This window comes from Streptomyces aureocirculatus, from assembly GCF_000720475.1.
In the GTDB taxonomy this organism is placed as follows: domain Bacteria; phylum Actinomycetota; class Actinomycetes; order Streptomycetales; family Streptomycetaceae; genus Streptomyces; species Streptomyces aureocirculatus.
In genome coordinates this window covers 40,213-56,539 of record NZ_JOAP01000047.1, presented here as the reverse complement: position 1 = coordinate 56,539, position 16,327 = coordinate 40,213, and the positions used below count along the sequence as shown (strand labels likewise).

The 16,327-nt window shown below is 69.5% G+C and carries 16 protein-coding genes; 6 read left to right on the top strand and 10 right to left on the bottom strand.

Features of this window, described 5'->3' with window-relative positions:
- Nucleotides 1–29: 29 nt before the first annotated feature.
- Nucleotides 30–1,234, bottom strand: a protein-coding gene (locus tag IG78_RS0132970; RefSeq protein ID WP_107055045.1) for an IS3 family transposase whose coding sequence is annotated in 2 segments (ribosomal slippage) — nt 30–943 and nt 943–1,234 — 1,206 coding nt in all. Because the reading frame shifts where the segments join, the coding sequence is not laid out codon by codon here.
- Between the two features lie 38 nt (nt 1,235–1,272).
- Here IG78_RS0132970 and IG78_RS0132960 point away from each other — a divergent pair.
- The 5 genes from IG78_RS0132960 (at nt 1,273) to IG78_RS44465 (ending at nt 5,756) form a co-directional block, all read left to right on the top strand.
- The gene (locus IG78_RS0132960; RefSeq protein WP_030570422.1) at nt 1,273–1,572 is read left to right on the top strand and encodes a hypothetical protein; all 300 of its coding nucleotides are present in this window, start codon (nt 1,273–1,275) and stop codon (nt 1,570–1,572) included.
- Entirely contained in the window at nt 1,565–3,175 is a 1,611-nt protein-coding gene (locus IG78_RS0132955; RefSeq protein WP_051853140.1) for a TniQ family protein, read from the top strand. Before IG78_RS0132960 ends, IG78_RS0132955 begins: the two co-directional genes overlap by 8 nt.
- A gap of 337 nt (nt 3,176–3,512) precedes the next feature.
- Nucleotides 3,513–4,826 carry a tetratricopeptide repeat protein gene (locus IG78_RS0132950; protein WP_063760832.1) on the top strand — a complete coding sequence of 438 codons (1,314 nt, stop codon included), beginning with the start codon at nt 3,513–3,515 and terminating at the stop codon, nt 4,824–4,826.
- Between the two features lie 139 nt (nt 4,827–4,965).
- Nucleotides 4,966–5,337, top strand: a complete 372-nt coding sequence (locus IG78_RS0132945; protein WP_051853139.1) for a hypothetical protein — start codon at nt 4,966–4,968, stop codon at nt 5,335–5,337.
- Nucleotides 5,334–5,756, top strand: a complete 423-nt coding sequence (locus IG78_RS44465; protein ID WP_051853138.1) for a tail fiber domain-containing protein — start codon at nt 5,334–5,336, stop codon at nt 5,754–5,756. Before IG78_RS0132945 ends, IG78_RS44465 begins: the two co-directional genes overlap by 4 nt.
- A 354-nt stretch (nt 5,757–6,110) precedes the next feature.
- On the opposite strand, the gene IG78_RS0132935 is transcribed toward IG78_RS44465, so the two are convergent.
- From IG78_RS0132935 to IG78_RS0132905, 8 genes are all read right to left on the bottom strand, one after another.
- Nucleotides 6,111–6,692 carry a DUF6368 family protein gene (locus IG78_RS0132935; RefSeq protein WP_030570408.1) on the bottom strand — a complete coding sequence of 194 codons (582 nt, stop codon included), beginning with the start codon at nt 6,690–6,692 and terminating at the stop codon, nt 6,111–6,113.
- A 309-nt stretch (nt 6,693–7,001) separates the two neighbouring features.
- A complete protein-coding gene (locus IG78_RS52805) occupies nt 7,002–7,283 on the bottom strand; it encodes a transposase (protein ID WP_078965749.1) in 282 nt (93 codons plus the stop codon).
- Entirely contained in the window at nt 7,280–8,134 is an 855-nt protein-coding gene (locus tag IG78_RS0132930) for an HTTM domain-containing protein (RefSeq protein WP_030570405.1), read from the bottom strand. Before IG78_RS0132930 ends, IG78_RS52805 begins: the two co-directional genes overlap by 4 nt.
- The gene (locus IG78_RS0132925) at nt 8,121–8,474 is read right to left on the bottom strand and encodes a hypothetical protein (RefSeq protein ID WP_030570402.1); all 354 of its coding nucleotides are present in this window, start codon (nt 8,472–8,474) and stop codon (nt 8,121–8,123) included. Before IG78_RS0132925 ends, IG78_RS0132930 begins: the two co-directional genes overlap by 14 nt.
- 67 nt (nt 8,475–8,541) lie before the next feature.
- Entirely contained in the window at nt 8,542–9,555 is a 1,014-nt protein-coding gene (locus IG78_RS0132920) for an NAD(P)H-dependent glycerol-3-phosphate dehydrogenase (protein ID WP_030570399.1), read from the bottom strand.
- Nucleotides 9,552–10,442, bottom strand: coding sequence for a class I SAM-dependent DNA methyltransferase (locus tag IG78_RS0132915; RefSeq protein ID WP_051853137.1), 891 nt, complete (start codon nt 10,440–10,442; stop codon nt 9,552–9,554). Before IG78_RS0132915 ends, IG78_RS0132920 begins: the two co-directional genes overlap by 4 nt.
- Nucleotides 10,439–11,587 carry a YcaO-like family protein gene (locus IG78_RS0132910; RefSeq protein ID WP_030570393.1) on the bottom strand — a complete coding sequence of 383 codons (1,149 nt, stop codon included), beginning with the start codon at nt 11,585–11,587 and terminating at the stop codon, nt 10,439–10,441. The genes IG78_RS0132915 and IG78_RS0132910 overlap by 4 nt, the downstream gene beginning before the upstream one ends.
- Nucleotides 11,574–12,845, bottom strand: a complete 1,272-nt coding sequence (locus IG78_RS0132905) for a TfuA-like protein (RefSeq protein ID WP_107055044.1) — start codon at nt 12,843–12,845, stop codon at nt 11,574–11,576. The genes IG78_RS0132910 and IG78_RS0132905 overlap by 14 nt, the downstream gene beginning before the upstream one ends.
- Nucleotides 12,846–13,202: 357 nt before the next feature.
- On the opposite strand from IG78_RS0132905, the gene IG78_RS0132895 reads away from it, so the two are divergent.
- Nucleotides 13,203–14,537 (top strand): NsdA family TPR-like regulatory protein, encoded by a 1,335-nt coding sequence (locus IG78_RS0132895; RefSeq protein ID WP_030570387.1) that lies wholly within the window; start codon nt 13,203–13,205, stop codon nt 14,535–14,537.
- 78 nt (nt 14,538–14,615) lie between these two features.
- On the opposite strand, the gene IG78_RS44460 is transcribed toward IG78_RS0132895, so the two are convergent.
- Nucleotides 14,616–16,238: a hypothetical protein gene (locus IG78_RS44460; protein WP_051853136.1), complete on the bottom strand. Its 1,623-nt coding sequence runs from the start codon at nt 16,236–16,238 to the stop codon at nt 14,616–14,618.
- Nucleotides 16,239–16,327 lie beyond the last annotated feature (89 nt).

Sequence of the window (16,327 nt, the reverse complement as noted above, 5' to 3'; positions counted from 1 at the left end):
GGGCCTTGACCCCGGATCCTGAACACGGGTTACGCGGCTGGCGTCAGCGTAGTTGGTGCGAGGTGGAAGGCGTTCTCGAAGGCGATGGGCGACCGCTGTCCGAGGCGGGAGTGTCGGCGCCGGGTGTTGTAGCGGTGGAGCCATCTGAACGCATCGAGTCGGGCCTCGCGCTCGCCCGGCCAGCTCTTTCGGCCCTGCAGGGTCTCGCGTTTGAAGGTCGCGTTGAAGGACTCGGCGAGTGCGTTGTCCGCGCTGGACCCGACCGCGCTCATGCTCTGTCGGACCCCTGCTGACCTGCAGGCTTCAGCAAAAGCCCTGCTGGTGTACTGGGCTCCGTGGTCGGTGTGCATGATCGACCCCGCGAGGCTGCCGCGGGTGCGGACGGCCGCGGCCAGGGCGTCGGTCACGAGATCCGCGCGCATGTGGTCGGCGATCGCCCAGCCGGCAAGACGGCGCGAGGCGAGGTCGATGACGGTCGCCAGGTAGCAGAACTTCCCGCCGTCGAGGGGCAGATAGGTGATGTCGCCGACGTACTTTGCGTTCGGCGTGATGGCGGTGAAGTCGCGGCGGATCAGGTCCGGGGCCTTGGCTGCAGCCGGATCGGGGACGGTGGTGCGGTGCCGGCGGCGCAACCGGACCCCTTCGATCCCGGACTCCCGCATGATCCGGGCGACCCGCTTGTGGTTGACCGCCTCACCGCTGGTCTCGCGGAGCTCGGCGGTGATTCTTGGGGCTCCGTAGGTGCCGTCCGATTCCTGATGCACCGCCCGTATCCGGGCGGCCAGTTGTGCGTCGGCCGCCCACCGGGCGGCCCGGTCGGCGGCTGTCCGGCGCCAGTAGTAAAAGCTCGAGCGGCTGATGCCGAGGACGTGGCAGAGCCGCTTCACGCCGTAGCGGCGCTGCAGGTCGGCGACGCACTGGAAGCGGTTCACCAGCGCGTCTCCCCGGCGAAATATTTGGCCGCCTTCCGCAGGATCTCGCGTTCCTCCTCGAGCTCGCGGATCTTCTTCCGCAAGGCCGCGTTCTCCGCCTCCAGCGGTTGCGGCGGCTGGGCCGTCTCCGACGTCCGGCGTCCTCGTGGACGGCTTGCTCCGGCAGCCCTCACCCAGTTCCGCAGGGTCTCCGGATTGATGCCCAGATCGGCGGCGACCGACCTGATCGTCGCCTCCGGCCGCGACTCGTAGAGCGCGACCGCGTCCGCCTTGAACTCCGGCGGGTAGTTCTTCATGACCACGAGATGTCCGTTCTCAGATCCTCTAGATCCAGTGTCTCGTGTGTCCAACATCAGGGGTCAAGGCCCGCTCACGCGGAATCGTCGGCCTGCTGCGGCGCCTGATCGAGGCCGGCTGCACCGGGGCCATCGCCAGCGGTGAGGAACGACTGTCCCTGGAACTGCTCAGAAGCACGCCGATCCGGCTCGGGAACCTCGATGACCTCGACGCGGAAACCGGCGAAGTCCCCGACATCCCCCAGAACGTCCCGCCACCGGCGGCCTCAGCCAAGAAGTCCGCCACCAGGCCCCGCAACACGGTCTTCGACGACCGTGGAGAACGGCCGGCCGCCGATGGCTGAGACGGCGAATGAGCCCGCGCGGCCGTTGGGCATGAGCTTGGAACCACTGGCAGGCGAGTCCCTGAATGGTTACCTCCTGCGGCTTGCCTACCGACTCCACCTGGAGCCGAACCGGCTCACCCGACTGCTCGGATGCGGCAGCACTCCAGAGACCCGGGTCAGCCGACGGCTCCATTTGGACCTCCGCACGAACGCCTTCGCCCGCGCCACCCGCCTGACCGAGGCCGAGGGCGAGTACCTGACACTCCGGCCCTGGGCCGACCGCTATCCACCCATCTCCCGGTCTCTGACCGCAGTGAAGGCTTTCGACAGCTGGCTGTTCAACGACAGCCCCCGCTACTGCCCGCAGTGCCTGGCCGGCGACGGCAGCACCGTCCAGCAGGAGTACGGCGGTTGCTGGAAGAAGGTATGGCAGATGCCCATCGCCTCCCTCTGCCCGGACCACCTGTCCTTCCTTCACCATGGCTGCCCGAGGAACCACGAGATCAGGCGAGTCACTCCCCTCTTCGCTGGCGCCAAGCATGCTGGCCTGCACCCCGCCGAGTGCCGCTTGCCGGATCCTGGAATCAAGCATGAGCCGGGGTTCACCCGCACACCCTGCAGAGTCCGCCTCGACCGACGTTCCAGCTCCGGGCCTGGACCGAACCCTGTGATCACCGAGATGCAGGCGCGTCTCCTGGACCTCCTGGACCCCGACACGTCCGCCGAGGAGGCCGCACAGCGGTTCGCGGATCTGCGAGTCGTCACCGCTCTGCTCTGCGCGTCCTGGCCCATGGGGCAGGACCTGCTGACACCAGCTCTCGCCACCGCAGTGGCCGGCCATGTGCACGAAGCGAACCGCAGCGGCAGCCTCTACTCGCCCCCTCGCAGCCCAGTGGCAACAGCGGCACTCCTCTTCGCCGCTGAAGCCGTTCTGGGAACAGACGATCTCGAAGGCGCCCTCGCCGGCCATCACCGGGCCAGTTGGAGCGGCCTGCCCAGCCTCGCCCCCTGGAGCCACATCCTCAACCGACACAGGAGTTTGTGCTCCGAGAGGCTTTTGCTCGCCGCCGAGCCGTCCATTCGAGCCTTCCGCCGCGACGGAGGTGCCTTTGGTCTGCGAGCGCCGACCCGCACGGTCGGCTACCAGCCGGAGCACATCGCCGCCGCATTGGAGCATGGCCAATTCGAACGCCACCTCGCGGTCTTCGGCTGGGGCACCCATACCCGAGCCGCACGCCGGCTGGCTGCCGTCAAACTCGTCCAGTGGAGGATCGGTGGCGCCATGGCCGAGGCAACCTCATACCTGGGAGTCACACACGCGGGCAAGCACACGATCACCCGGGCGCTCAGCCGTCAGATCGCCAGCCACCCTCCCGACCGGTTCACAACCGCTCTTCGGGCTCTCGCACGAGAACTTGACGCAGCACCGAACCCAGTCGACTACCGGCGACGCCGCGTCGCACTGAACAACTGGAGCTTGAGCCCACACGAATGGCAGGATCTTCGGTTCCAGCGACGGGGGTGCCCGGCGGGTGCCTCCCACCGGGCATCCCCCGGGAGCGGCTCGCGCCGGCCGCCGGTGACCCGGCCGCGCAGCCTCCCCGGGCCGGCTCCCGGGTGAGCGGCGAGCGACCTGCACGGTCGCGTCCGGCCGCACCTGGTACAAGAGCGACCGCGGAGCGGCATCAGCCGCGCCAGCACCGGCCTCCTGATACGCGCGGTGTGGTCCGGGCCGTTGGTGCCCGGTCGCGACCGAACGCGTCTGTCTGATACACGGCGCCATGAGAGAGCAGGCCCCTTCAGCCCTTGCGGTGTACGCCAACGTCGCCATGCCGGGTGCGGGCGGCGTTCCGGCGGGGGTGACCGGCCTGGCGCGCTCTCGTTGGGCAGGGCCAGGCGCCCAGTGCTCCCGCACGGGGCGGGAGCGGTGGGGTGCCAGAGACAAGGGTGTGAAGCCAGTGACGACGAGCCATGACGCGGTCCTGCGGGCGGGCGACGGTGCGGTGGGCGAGTGGCTGGCGAAGAGCGGCCGGGCGCTGCCCGCACTGCGCGCCTGGGCCGTGCGGGATCCGCAGGAGCCGCTGGCGGTGGCTTTGTGGGCGTACGCGGATGCCGAGCGCCTGGGGCACCAACAGGTCCGCACCCGTCTCCAGGCCGCCCACGCCGCCGCTGTGCAGGCAGGGAACGCGCATGCGGCATCGTTGATCCATGCGGTGTGGCTGGCTGCGCACAACCAGCACCGGGCCACGGCCGATCATCTGGTGCTGCACCTGGCCCAGCACCCCGGTGACGTGCTGGCCGGGCCGCTGCTCTCCGCGTTCTCCCTGAGCGGTGACCTCGCCTACCGCGACCACGGCCGGAACCTGGCCGTCACCCAGTACGAGGCGGCGGGTCAGGAGTCGTGGCCGTGGGCGTCCTGGGCGGCCGCCGCCCTGGCCGAGATGGGCGAGAGCGACCGGGCCTGGCACCTCGCCGGCCATGCCCTCACCCTCCAGCCACGCTCGGGAACCGCAGTGCACGCCCGCGCGCACGCCGAACACGAACAGGGCACCGGTCCCGCCTACACGTCCTTCATCGACGGCTGGCTCAAGGACGACCCGCGCGCCCTCCAGCGCCGCCATCTGCAGTGGCACGCCGCCCTGCAGGACCTGGCGTGCGGAAACCTCCAGGCGGCCCGCCTGCGGGCCGACACCGAGCTGCACCGTGGGGACGTGGGGATGCGCGCGGCCACCAACTGGCGCCTGCTGCTGGCCGGGCAGGCCCCCGCCAACACCAGCGACCTGGACCACATCCACCAGCTGGTGGACGAAGGCGCCGGGTGGGCGGAGGTCTTCCACACCTTCCAGCTCGCCCTCGCCCTGGCCGTCGCCTCCGACACCGACGGCCTGAACGCCATGGCGGCCCGCGCCGGGGGTGACCGGCGCCCGGACTACCACCAGGTCCTGACCCCCGTCATCCAGGCCCTCGCCCACATGACGGACGGCCAACCCGGTAAAGCCGTCGACCTCCTCACCCCCCTGGGCCAAGAGGTGGAGCGCGTCGGCGGGGTGCGGGTGGAACGCGAGATCATCCAGGACACCCTTGCCCGCGCCCTCATCGACACCGGCCAGATGGAACAGGCAGCCCACCTCCTGCACCACCGCGTCATCCACCGCCACCACCACACCTATGAAACCCTCCTCCTCACCCCCCGCACCCACGCCCTCCCCCACCCCACGCACGCACCCGCCGACTCCCCAGCGGCCCGCACCTGCACCCGGACGGGAGCGTGAGAACAACGGGCTCTCCCGAACGGGTACTTCGACCGCACGCCCGTGTCCCCTCCACCACGGGAGGCGTTAACCGGCTGATCACTCCGGCATGGACCGCCGGAAGGGCACCGGTTACCGCCAGCACAGGAAAGAGGCACTCATGGGTGTATGGAGTCTTCCGCGGACGCATCTGCGTAAGCGTGTTCTGGTCGTCGCTGCCGCAGCGGGGGCGGCCGGAGCCGTCCTCGGCCCCGCCCAGGCAGCGCAGGCCGACATCCTCGGCATCGGCAACCAGCAGAACGGCAACACCGCCGTCGTCCACGGCGCCAACCAGACGACGAACACCACCACCACCGGGAGCGGCGTCCTGACCGGCCCCGTCGCCACCCTGCCCGTCAACACCACCCAGGCCGCCGCCGGCAACAGCGGCATCACCTGCGTCGGCGCCGCTCACGGCCCCGGAGGTCTCGGCTTCGGGGTCTCTGACCGGGCGTTGAAGACGGCGGTGACCGCGGTGGTCTGGGAGCGGTGAAAGGCCGGCGGCTGCGGGGTGTGCTGGCCCGGGTGCGGACGCCCGCCCAGGTCCGACAGCTACGCGTCCGGGGCGGGTCGGCGGCCGGGCTGGCGTCGACGGCCGTCACCGGTGCCGTGACCGGCGGCGAGCCGGTCAACGGCTACCGGGTCCTGGAGCAGGTGGTGAACCTGCCCGTCAGCACCTGGCGCTACCACTGGGACCCACCCCACGTACGGCATCTGGGGCCGATGGCACAGGATTGGTGGAAGGCGTTCGAAGTCGGCGAGAACGACCGGACGATCTGCTGCACCGACACCAACGGCGTCGCCCTCGTCGCCATCCAGGCCCTGCACCGCGAACTTACCGACCTCCGGGAGGAAGTCGCCGCCCTACGGGTTCAGACCCTCCAGAACACCCTCGGCGCAAACGAAACCTGACCAACCCGGTGCCAGTCGGTGTGGGGGCGGTGGCCCCACCGCCACCGCCCACGCTCTTTCTTCCGATACTCGGTGCTTCACCGTGGAGCCGACTGTGGTTGTCCACGTGAGATTTCCTCGCGACAGGAAGCATCCGCCTTCATCTGGTCCCATGTCACCGAAGGTAAGCCCCAGTTCGCACCACGGCCCATCGAAGCCCAGCAGCCCGACGACATCCGCCGATCCTGGCTGCTGAGACGGGTCTCCACGCGGTCTCAGCTCTCGCGCCCCGACCCGCTGAACCACTATGCAGATGCACGGAAACTCCTCCTCCACCATGGCGACCTGCTCGCCAAGAAGATCGACACCGAAGCGCTACTTGATCAAGTGGAAGTCGGGATGTTGCAGCCAGGCTTCCAGAAACTCCACGTCTCCGACGTGTCGAAGCCACCGTCCACCGCCCCCGGTGCCATAGGAGACCTCCGAAAGCCTTCCCGGGAGGGCTGACGCCAGTGCTCTCGCCCGGGCCAGGACTGCCTCGTTCCTCGTGTCGTCTCCCGCGGCGGGGCAGCTGCTCAGGAGGCCGTCGAAGTCGACCAGCGCATCCAGACGGCGGGCGAGAGCGAGCGTCAGATGACCGAGCAGCACATGGTTCACTGAGCCCGAGCAGCCGGCGCCGACTACGAGCCCCTGCACCGGTGGCCGCAAGAAGGCTGCGTAATCCTCGTCCTCCCCAGGCACCTCCTCGTCCTCCGACACGAAGAACACGCCGACGCTGGCCGGGTCGAAGGCGCGCAGGCCCAGGGCCGAACCGTCTCGCACCCAGAAGTCCACAGCTCCGCCAGCTTTGGTCTCCACCGGTTCGCAGAATGTCTCCAACCACGGGACTACATCGGCCAGGATGTCCGCGAACTCGCGCGGTTCGAAGAGCCACAGTCCAACCGCCGGTCCCGACACACCGCCCCCAGAGCCTCGTGGCCCAGACGCCACTGGGACCCGGTTCTACCAGGTCCCGACGGTCGGCGTCTGATCATTTTGGGGCACAGCCAAAGCTCAAGATCGATTCCAGTGCTGGAGCCCTCCGGTTCCAACAACCGTGGCCAGGTTCCAACTAACGTCTCACGGCTCAACGGCCGGGTTCCTGCCCGCCCGGCGAAGGACGAGCCAGAGCATTATCACCTCGACATTGGGTACGCGTTCACGACAGCGCATGCGGACGTGGGAAGCATCCAGGAGGCCGAAGTCACCGGGGCCGCGTGGCATCAGCTAGCTGAGGCGGAGAGCCTGGTCGGCAGTCGCATCGCGCGAGCGGTCAGTACGCCGGCCCGGACCGATTGACCGACCGGGGCGTGGCGGTATCGCAGTCGGGAACGCCGCAGCGCGCGCCCAGACCCCGCCCTTCGACCAGCGGTCGACATTCTTAAAGATCGTCTTCCAGTTCCCGGACCGCTCGGGCGGATCACGCCACGGCGCCTCGCTGCGAGACCGCCACGCTGTCGCTTCGACCACCATGCGTCGGTCTACCGGCGGACGTGCTGCTGGGGTCATGTGACGAAGGCGATGTAGGTGCCGAGAGTGAGGCCAGAGAAGGTAATGAGCTGGCGCGGTTTGAGGCAGGTGAAGGCGCTGTGCAGACCGATGCCGAGGACGACGGCATACGGCATGGTCTGCGGGTAGAGCAGGGCGGGCGGCAGCGCGATCTCCGCCGCGATTACGGTGGCTGCGGACAGCCGCCATAGCCTGATGTCTCGGTCGCTCAGGTTACCCATGTTGCGTCGGACGAGGCCGGGGACGGCGTACTGACCGCGGTAAGGCAAGTGGCCTTTGACCTGGGCATAGACGTGCATCCACTGGGCGAGGTAGAGACCGGTACGGAACTGGGGCGAGCGGAGTTTGTGATAGGCGCTGTTCCAGTAGATGTCGGTGGTGACCAGCACCAGGAGGCACTGCGCCCAGGTGTTGGCCGTGCTGGCACCGTGCTCGATGCGCAGTCCGTGCCCGATGTCTCCCGCGAGGAGGAGGCAGGCGCCGGTGAGCAGGGTGTAGCGGACGGCGTTGGGGCTCTTGAGGTAGAGGAGTTCCATCCCTGCGCCCGCAAGGACGAGCACGAGCGAGAGCCTGGATACCAGTCCGATGGCCAGGCCAAGGGCGGCGGCAGTTCGGATGATCAATGCTGGCCGGTAGATCCGGGCGAGGATTTGAGCCTTGGCCGGGCCGAAGCGCTGCTCGGCGAGATGGCGGCTGAGGGAGCCGGGAGCCAGGCGGCCCCAGCCGCCTTGGCCGATGGAGAGGGCGAACCGCAGGGTGAGAATGACGCCGAAGATGATGCGGAACAGATGGAGCCTTGCGGGGTCGGTGGGGTGGTGGAAGCCGGAGGCGAGGCTCTCAAAGAACCACACGGCTGTCCCTGATGTCGATGGGTCGCTCGCCGTCGGCGTTGAGGAGGCGGCCGTGGCCGTCGACGCGGTCGTAACGGCCCGTGTGGGTGAGGTAGTTGAGGATTGTCTGGAGCTGGGGCGGGCCGAGAATGAAGGAGCCGGGCGACAGATGGTCGTACACGTTTACGGGCTCGGTGCGGCCGTCCTTGGTGCCGGTGAGCGTGACGATGGTGAAGGTGGCCCGGCAGAACATCTTCCAGCGCAGCCAGCGGCCGGGCAGGCGGGTGAAGCCGGTGGCCATCCAGGCCACCAAGGCGAGAGTGAGGGCGATCTCGACAGCGGACAGCACAGATGCGTGCATGCGCAGAAGCCTCCGTCAGGGAGGTGAAAGGTGGGTGGAGGCCTCGCGTGCGCGGGGCGCCGGGGGATCAGCGCTCAGGCTTGGGCGGGCGCTGCATGAGCGCGGCCGTAGCCTGGCCGAGTGTGATCTTTCCGTTCAAAAGGGTGGTGATCACGTCGGTGATGGGCATGTCGACGCCGTGGGAGTGGGCCAGGGCGAGGATCGCCTCCGCGGATTTGACGCCCTCAGTGGTCTGACGGGTGGCGGCGGTCGCCTCCTGGACGCTCAAGCCCTTACCGAGGTGGGTGCCGAAGGTCCGGTTGCGGGAGAGCGGCGAGGAACAAGTGGCGACCAGGTCACCCAGGCCGGCCAGGCCCGCGAGCGTTGCGGGATGGGCGCCCATGGCAGCGGCGAGCCGGGTGGTCTCGGCCAGACCCCGGGTGATGAGCATGGCCGCGGCGTTGTCACCCAGGCCCATGCCGGAGGCGATTCCGACCGCGAGTGCGATGACGTTCTTGATGGCACCACCGAGCTCGCAGCCGATCACGTCGGTGCTGGTGTAGGGCCGGAAGTAGGGGGCATGGCATGCCTGTTGGAAGCGGGCGGCGGCGTCTTCGTCGGGGCAGGCGACGGTCGCTGCAGCGGGCTGTCCGGCCATGATCTCGCGCGCCAGGTTGGGCCCCGACAGTACGGCTACCCGGTGGGCGCGGACGCCGGCCACATCGATGATGACCTCGCTGGCACGCTTGTCGGTGTCGCGTTCGATGCCCTTCATCAGCGACACGACGACGGTGTCGGGCCCGATGTGCGGCGCCCACGTGGCCAGGCTGTCCCGCAGGGACTGCGCGGGGATGGACAGCACAAGGAAGTCCGCGTTGTCCAGAGCGATAGCTGGGGCGGTCGTGGCCTTCACGGCAGCGGGCAGTTCCACGTCCGGGAAGTATCCGGGGTTGCGGTGCTCTGTGTTGATCGCGTCGGCGATCTCGCTGCGGCGAGCGTGCACGATGACGTCGGTCCCGGCGTCGGCCATGATCTTGGCGACGGCGGTGCCCCAGGACCCGGCGGAGAATACCGCCGCGCGGACGGTACGGCGCTGAGTCACTGCGGGGTCCTTCCGCTGAACGTGGGGCTGTTGCCGACGCGGCGGTCGAGCGTCGTCATCCTAGCGGCCGCAGGGGACCCCACTGGGCCGGTCGCGGGGCGTCTCAGCGTCAACAGGACAGCACGGCGACCGACCAGGAGGGGCAGCATCCGGTGTGCCTCGCGCAGCATGCTCTGGGCCTGGCCCCCGCCCAGCTCGCCAATCAAATCATCGGCGTGGGCGATCCATAGCCGGTAGAGCCGTTCCCACATCACCGGTTCGGCAGGGCGTTCGTCCACGTGCTCCACCTCGAGCCCGGCCGCCTGCGCCTGCTCGGTCCAGGCCGCAGTGGTGCCGGGGCGCAGCGAGCGGGTCATCGCCAAGCGGCCACCGGGGGCCAGGACACGGCCGAGCTCGCACATCGCTGAGACTTTGTCGGCGGAACGCCCCAGGACGTCCACACAGACGATGCCGTCGGCGCAGCCATCGGACAGACCGGTGTCCGCAAGCTCCGCGATGCGGAAACGAGCCCAGGTGGCCTTGCGGTCGAGGAAGTGGGGGCGGCGTGTGGTGGCCTGTGCGATGGCGATGGGGGAGAGGTCGAAGCCCTCCAGGCGTACGGCAAGGGCGCGGGCCAGCCACAGACCGATGCCTCCGGTGCCGCACCCCGCGTCCACCAGGAGCTGGTCGGGGGACATCCGCAGCCGTGCGGTCAGTAGCCCGAGCAGGGGCCAGTCGCAGGAACTGGAGGCGCTGACCTCCGATGGATAATCCTCGCCCATCGCAGCGGCGTACAGGCGGGCGGTCAGATCGGTGCGGGCGCGGGCGGCATGAAAGGCGTCGTAGGGGGCCGAGCGCTGTTTGCTAGTCGTGGGTGGCGTGGTCGTCTGTACCGCGGCGGGGTTCATCGGGGCATCGATCTCCTGATACGTGAGCGGGCTCCGGGGCAGATGACCTGGACGGTGGGGACTGGTGCGGTCGCGCCGGACAGATTCAGGGCCACTGGTTCGTGCCCTGTCACGGCGGTGATGCGCCGGGCCGCCTCAGCGACTTGGTTGGCGAAGCCGCCCTCGGGTGCGGGGTACGAGCCGCTCACTTCGGTCCACGGCGCGAGTGCAGTGGCGGTGGCCGGCCGCAAGGGCGTGGTGTCGAACGCGCCGGGGTCGCTGGCGAGGTCGTCGCGTGTTCCGGCGATCGCGGTCAGCCGGGACTGGGCGGCTTCGGTGAGGGCTCGGGTCAGCGCGATCGACGGGTCGTAGTGGCAGCCGCCGCCAGCGAAGACAACGGGATGGTCCTCCGCCCAGAGGTAGGCCACACACACCGGCAGGCCGTACGGGCCGTCCACGGACGCGGTCTCCAGCGACATGCCCGCGGCCAGCAGCCGATCCACAACCTCCCGGCCGAAGGAGTCGTCGACTGTCTTTGGATTGATGAGGGTGCGCTGGCGTCCGCCCGCCTGTCCGTCCCGGTACAGCACGTCTCGCTCCACGATCTCCAAGAGGGCGTGCAGCAGGGCCTCATCCCGGCTGTTGCCGCAGGCCAGGCCGGTGCTGGTGGCGCGCAGCAGGTCCGGAACCCACTCGGGCCGTTGCACACGGCGGCGTACCAAGTCGACCGGCAGCAGCTTCGTGACGCCGCTGAGCAGGCCGCTCCCGGGAGTCCACTCCCACACGATCCGGGCCAGGGACTCGTGGGAGTAGGGGATGGTCAGCGGCAGTTCGGTCACTGGGCAGGAAGGGGCTACCTCGACGGCCGGGCCGCGAATGGTGATGGGCAGCGGCTGTTCGACGTGCCACAGTTCGATTGCTTCCATGACCGCTGACAGCTTCGCCAGCAGGTGGGAGGCCCCCTTGCCCTGCGCCGTGCTCAAGGTACGCGAGGCAGGCCGGATCGCCGTCCATACTGGCAGCCCGATGCTGTCCAGGCCGGTCAGGTCCGCGACCCGGGTGATCCCGTAGTCGGGCAGCCGGCCGGACACCGCCGCCCAGGTCTGCGCTGGAGGCCGCGCGCGCACCGTGCCCGGCAGCGCCACCTGGCTGTCACCGCGCGGCATGGGCCACCTCTATCCGCGCGCTCGACACGAACATCCCGGCCTCGGCCTCCTCTACCAGGCCCGGCACGAGCCTTTTGGCCGACTCGACGGCACGCGCCCCGCACATCAAGCCCCGCGCGGACGCCTCCGCGTCGAAGCGCTCCTCGCAGCAGTGCCACACCCTCAGCAGCAGCCGGCGCGTGAGGTCCTCGCGTACCGCCGCGACCGAGAAGCCGGGCCGAGGGCGGCGCGCCTGGAGAGCGGCCCGGTAGCGGGCGACGGCCTCCCGGTCCTGCTCGGTCTCGCCAGCCAGCAGGAGCGACACGCTTTGTGCGTCCCGCAGGTCGATGGTCGGATGGAAGACGCGGTCGGCAGTCAGATCGCCGCCGGTGACCTGGGCCAGCCGCTCAGCCAGCGGCCGGCCCGGCCCGTCGGCCGGGTGCAGCGAGCGGTACTCCAGGTAATGGGCCCACGTCTCGGGGAACGCCGGGTCAAAGACCTGCTGGTAGATCAGACGGTCCTCGGTGGCCAGCTCCAGGCCCTCCACACGGCCCCGCGCGAAGGCGTTGGACCAGCGGCGGAAGTACCCCGTTTCCCAAACCTCAGGCGGCAGTCGGCCCCCCGGTACTGGCGTGGGGCCCTCGAGGGCCGCCTCAACGGCCTGGAGCGCATCGACACGCTTGATGTCGCCGAAGTGCCGGTTGTGCGTGCGCTGGAGCTCCAACCAGCGGGCGGCCTCCGCGGCTCCTTCACGCCGCAAGACAGCCAGCACCGCGGCCATGGTGCGCTGCGGGTAGTAGATCGCGCGCAGCGCCGCCAGCAGCCGCTCGGCTCCGCCACCGTCGATGACCCCCGCCCTGACCGCAAGGTCCAGGACATGCCGCAGATTGACCACCGGCCACGTCAGCGCCTTCAGGTCCCCATCCGGGGCCTGCCCGACGGCGACCTCATCGTCGCCCACGATCTGTTCTCGGGCATAGGCGGTGTAGACGGTGCCGATGCCGAGCATCCCGAACGGCGCGAGTTCAGCAGCGCGCAAGGCCCCGATGCTCGCCGCGCCGATCACCCGAACACCCCGGCCCATCGCCGCCAGGATCTCCTTGTGGCGCAGTGCCGGTGCCTGGTGGTACACCCCGTCGATGAGCACCACCGTATCGCTGTCCGCGATCGAGCTGGTGAACAGGTCACCGTGACGTATGGGCGGGTGTACCTGTACGTTCCCCACGGTGAGCTGAGGAGCGGACCGCTCCAGCGTCGGCCCGACGAAGACGTGGATCACTGTGACCTCCAGGATGCGGTGCGCGGAGCGCCCCCCTGGCCTTGGAAGAGGCCGAAGAGAGGGGCGCCTGGGACGGGATGCGCGGGGTGGGACTACTCCTCGTCCTCGACGTCGACGGCGACTACCACCGTGTCGGTGAGCTCCTCGGTCTCCTGGGTGGGCTTCAAAGTGCTGACGGCGGCCTGGGACTTGGACACCATGTGGTCCTCCTGCGAAAGGCGGCCGGTCGATCCGGCCGCGGGCATCCGCCAGTGAAGTCCGATCGGCCGATGCCAGTAACCCCACCGTGGGGGCCCCACCGTGGGGGTAGCGTCCCCTCGGGCACTGCGGCATGCTGCAGAGTTCGAGGGGGGAGTTGTGGATGAATTGCGGCAGTCGCCAGCCCAGATCCCGCGCCGGTTGTTGGATGATCCCTCTTTCCGTCGCGCGGTCCAGCATCGGGACTTCACGCTTGTGTTCGCTATGGCGCACCGAACTGGGATCTCTTTCAACCGGATCGGTGAGGCATGCGGGATGAAGGCCGAGCGGGCCTCCAAGGTCGCCCGGGGGGAGGCGACCGTGACGGCCCTTGACACCGTGGAGCGCGTCGCGGACGGACTCCGCATCCCAGGTGCCCTTTTGGGGCTGGCTGCGCGACTCTGGGAGGACAACCCTCCGACACCGCACCGGGAGTTCGACGATGGAGACGATCCCATGAACCGTCGCCAATTATTCCGCGGCGCGTTCGCCGCCGGCCTCACCGGGGCCGCTTTGACCGCCCTGACCGACACCCGCCAGTCGCTGAACCTCGCTCTTGCCTCCGACACCGACCTGGCCGGCCTGGCTGATCTGGAAACGGCCGCTGAAACGTACGGCTACGGCTACCACGGTCAGATGCCGACCCGCGTCGTGGCCGACCTCGCAGGCGACTTCACCGAGCTGCGGCCCTACCTCGACACCCCTCAACCTGTCGCCACGCGCGTCCGGGTCTGCCGCACCGCGGCACAGATGGCGGGGATGATCGCGATCGTGTTGCACGACCTCGGCGCCCGCAAAGAGGCCCGCAAATGGTTTGCCACCGCGGGCACTGCTGCTCAGGAGTCCGGGGATCGCCAACTGCACGCGTGGGTTCTGGCACGTGAGGCGATGGTCCCCCTCAACTACGGTGCCCCGCAAGCCGCCGCGCGTCTCGCGGAACAAGCCCGCTTTGCCGCCGGCAACCGACCGACCGCCGCCGCCACCCTCTCCGCCGCCGTCGCCGCCCGCGCATACGCCCTCTCTCACCAGCACGAACAAGCCCGCCAAGCGGTCAGGGCCGCAGAGGTACTCATGGAGCGCCTGGACGCCGGTGCACGCGCCGACACGTGGCTGACCCACGGCGAGCAGAAACACCACGTGCACCTGTCCCACGCCTTCACCGTCCTCGGCGACACCCGCCGAGCCCGCCAGAGCCAGGAGCGTGCCCTGGAACTGTCCGCACCGACCAGCACGATGACCCGCTCTTTGCTGACCATCGACGGTGCGGCCTGTTTCCACCACGACGGCGATACCGAGCAGGCGTGCCGACGCACCATCGCGGTCCTGGACAGCCTCTCGGACGCCTACCGCTCCGGGCTCGTGCACCAGCGCGCCATGAACCTCTACCACTCCATCCCCGACCGTCACCACCACGAAGCCGTCGTGGACGAGCTGCGCGACGCCCTCGCCGCATGAACCCTGCGGCACGCGCTGTCCACGGGCCCGCAGAGGGGCATCCAACAACGGTGGGACGAGCGGCGAGTGCAGCGCTGCTCATGCGGGGTGCCCGCGCGCGAGGTGGTTCAGCATGTACAGCCAGGCCGGTTGCGGATCGCGGGTGGAGGTGGCGCGGCGCAGGGCTGTCAGGAGTGCGCTCACGCGCGAAAGGTGTTGCAGGATGCTGTGCGCTTGGTGGGGCAGACGCATTCCGGGAGGGGCCAGGAGGGCGGCCGCGACGGCGTTGAGAGTGTCGGCGTGCCAGAGGCAGAGAACGTCCAGGAGCCAGGAGGCCCGGGCGGGCCGGGGGATGGCACGGCTGTGGTCGGTGACGGCTTTGCGAAGAGCGTCGGTGATCAGCTTGGCGGTGGCTGTGGGACAGGCGAGGAGGTCCAGTGTGCAGCGGGAGATGAGCTGGGCGAGGTCGGCGCCGCGGGGCCCGAAGTGGAGGAGGGGGCTCAGCAGCGTTTCGCGGTCTGCGTCGTGGCAGATGATGTGGTCGGTGTGCAGGTTGCCGTAGAGGGGCCGCGGGGAGCGGGGCAGCTTTTCGATGCGGGGGAGGAGCGTACGGGCGGCGTGGGTGATCTGGGTGATGAGGTGAGGAGCTGGTTGCGTGGCGGCGCTATGGGCGAGGTGGTGTGCTGAAGCGGTGTCTGGTTGGAGGCCGCGGAGGCCTTTGATGATCGGGCTGGCGCAGAGCGTGTTCCGGTCGAGCAGCGTGTCGTGCAGGGTGGGGCCGGTGGAGCGGAGGACTCGGGTCAGGACCGTGGCGGCGTGCGCCGGGTCGTCCTTCAGGACGTGGCTGAGGGTGGGGCCTGGGACGTGTTCGGTGAAAAGGAAGCCGCCGACTGCCTGGGTGGGGGCTGCCACGCTCAGCCCGGCTGTCCGCAGAGAGGTCAGGTGCCGGTGTTGGACGCGCTCATTGCTGTTGTCGGACAGCCGGTAGGCGACCTGCTGGCGGCGGATGTTGGCCGCGGAGCCGTAGGTGCCGCGGGTCAGGGAGTGCAGCGGGGCTCCCAAGGGCTGGTACTTGGCCACGAGCACCTGGCCGTCGACGTGGACAGTGCGCACGATGCTGGTGAGCGAGGGGATCACGGCACCGACCCTGACGCGGCGGTGGGGCCAGCACCGGTTGATCACGCCGCGCATCTCACTCTCGGCCCACACGAGGAGGTCGGGGCAGGCCGGAGCGGTGTGCAGCCCTGCCGGTGATCTGGCGGGGGCATAGGAGGGGTGGGGGCCCAGCATGCCCCAGGCGTGGGCACGCCGCACCAAGTCCGCCGTGTTGTCGGCGCCGGTGACGCGGACCAGTCGTGAGCGCCGGGGGCGGACCTCCGTGAGCGTGATCAGTGCGGCCGCGGCGATGTCTTCCTGGGCGGGGTAGCTCACCAGTGCGCGCAGCAGCAGGAGTTCGCTGGCGTCGAGCGAAGGCAGCCGCGCGTCACCGGCTGGGGGCTGCGGGCGGTGGCAGCAGAGGGCATGGACCAACGGCAACCGCCCTTCCACGCCGAACCTCACGGCCAGGGCCCGCTCGTGGCCCCTGTATGCGGTGATGTCCATGCCCAGGCGGGCTGCGGTGGTGTTTGCGGAGGTGCCGCAGACCAGGGCCTGGGCGACCTTGCGCTCGTCGTCGGTGAGGCTGACCGGCGGGGGCGGCGTGGCGGGGGTGATGGCAGGCATGGTGTGGATCCTGGTGGTGAGCGCGATGGGTTGGTGAGAGCAGGCTGCTGCAGTTGTGAGGCAGAGCCGGGGCGTGATGTGCCCGCCCC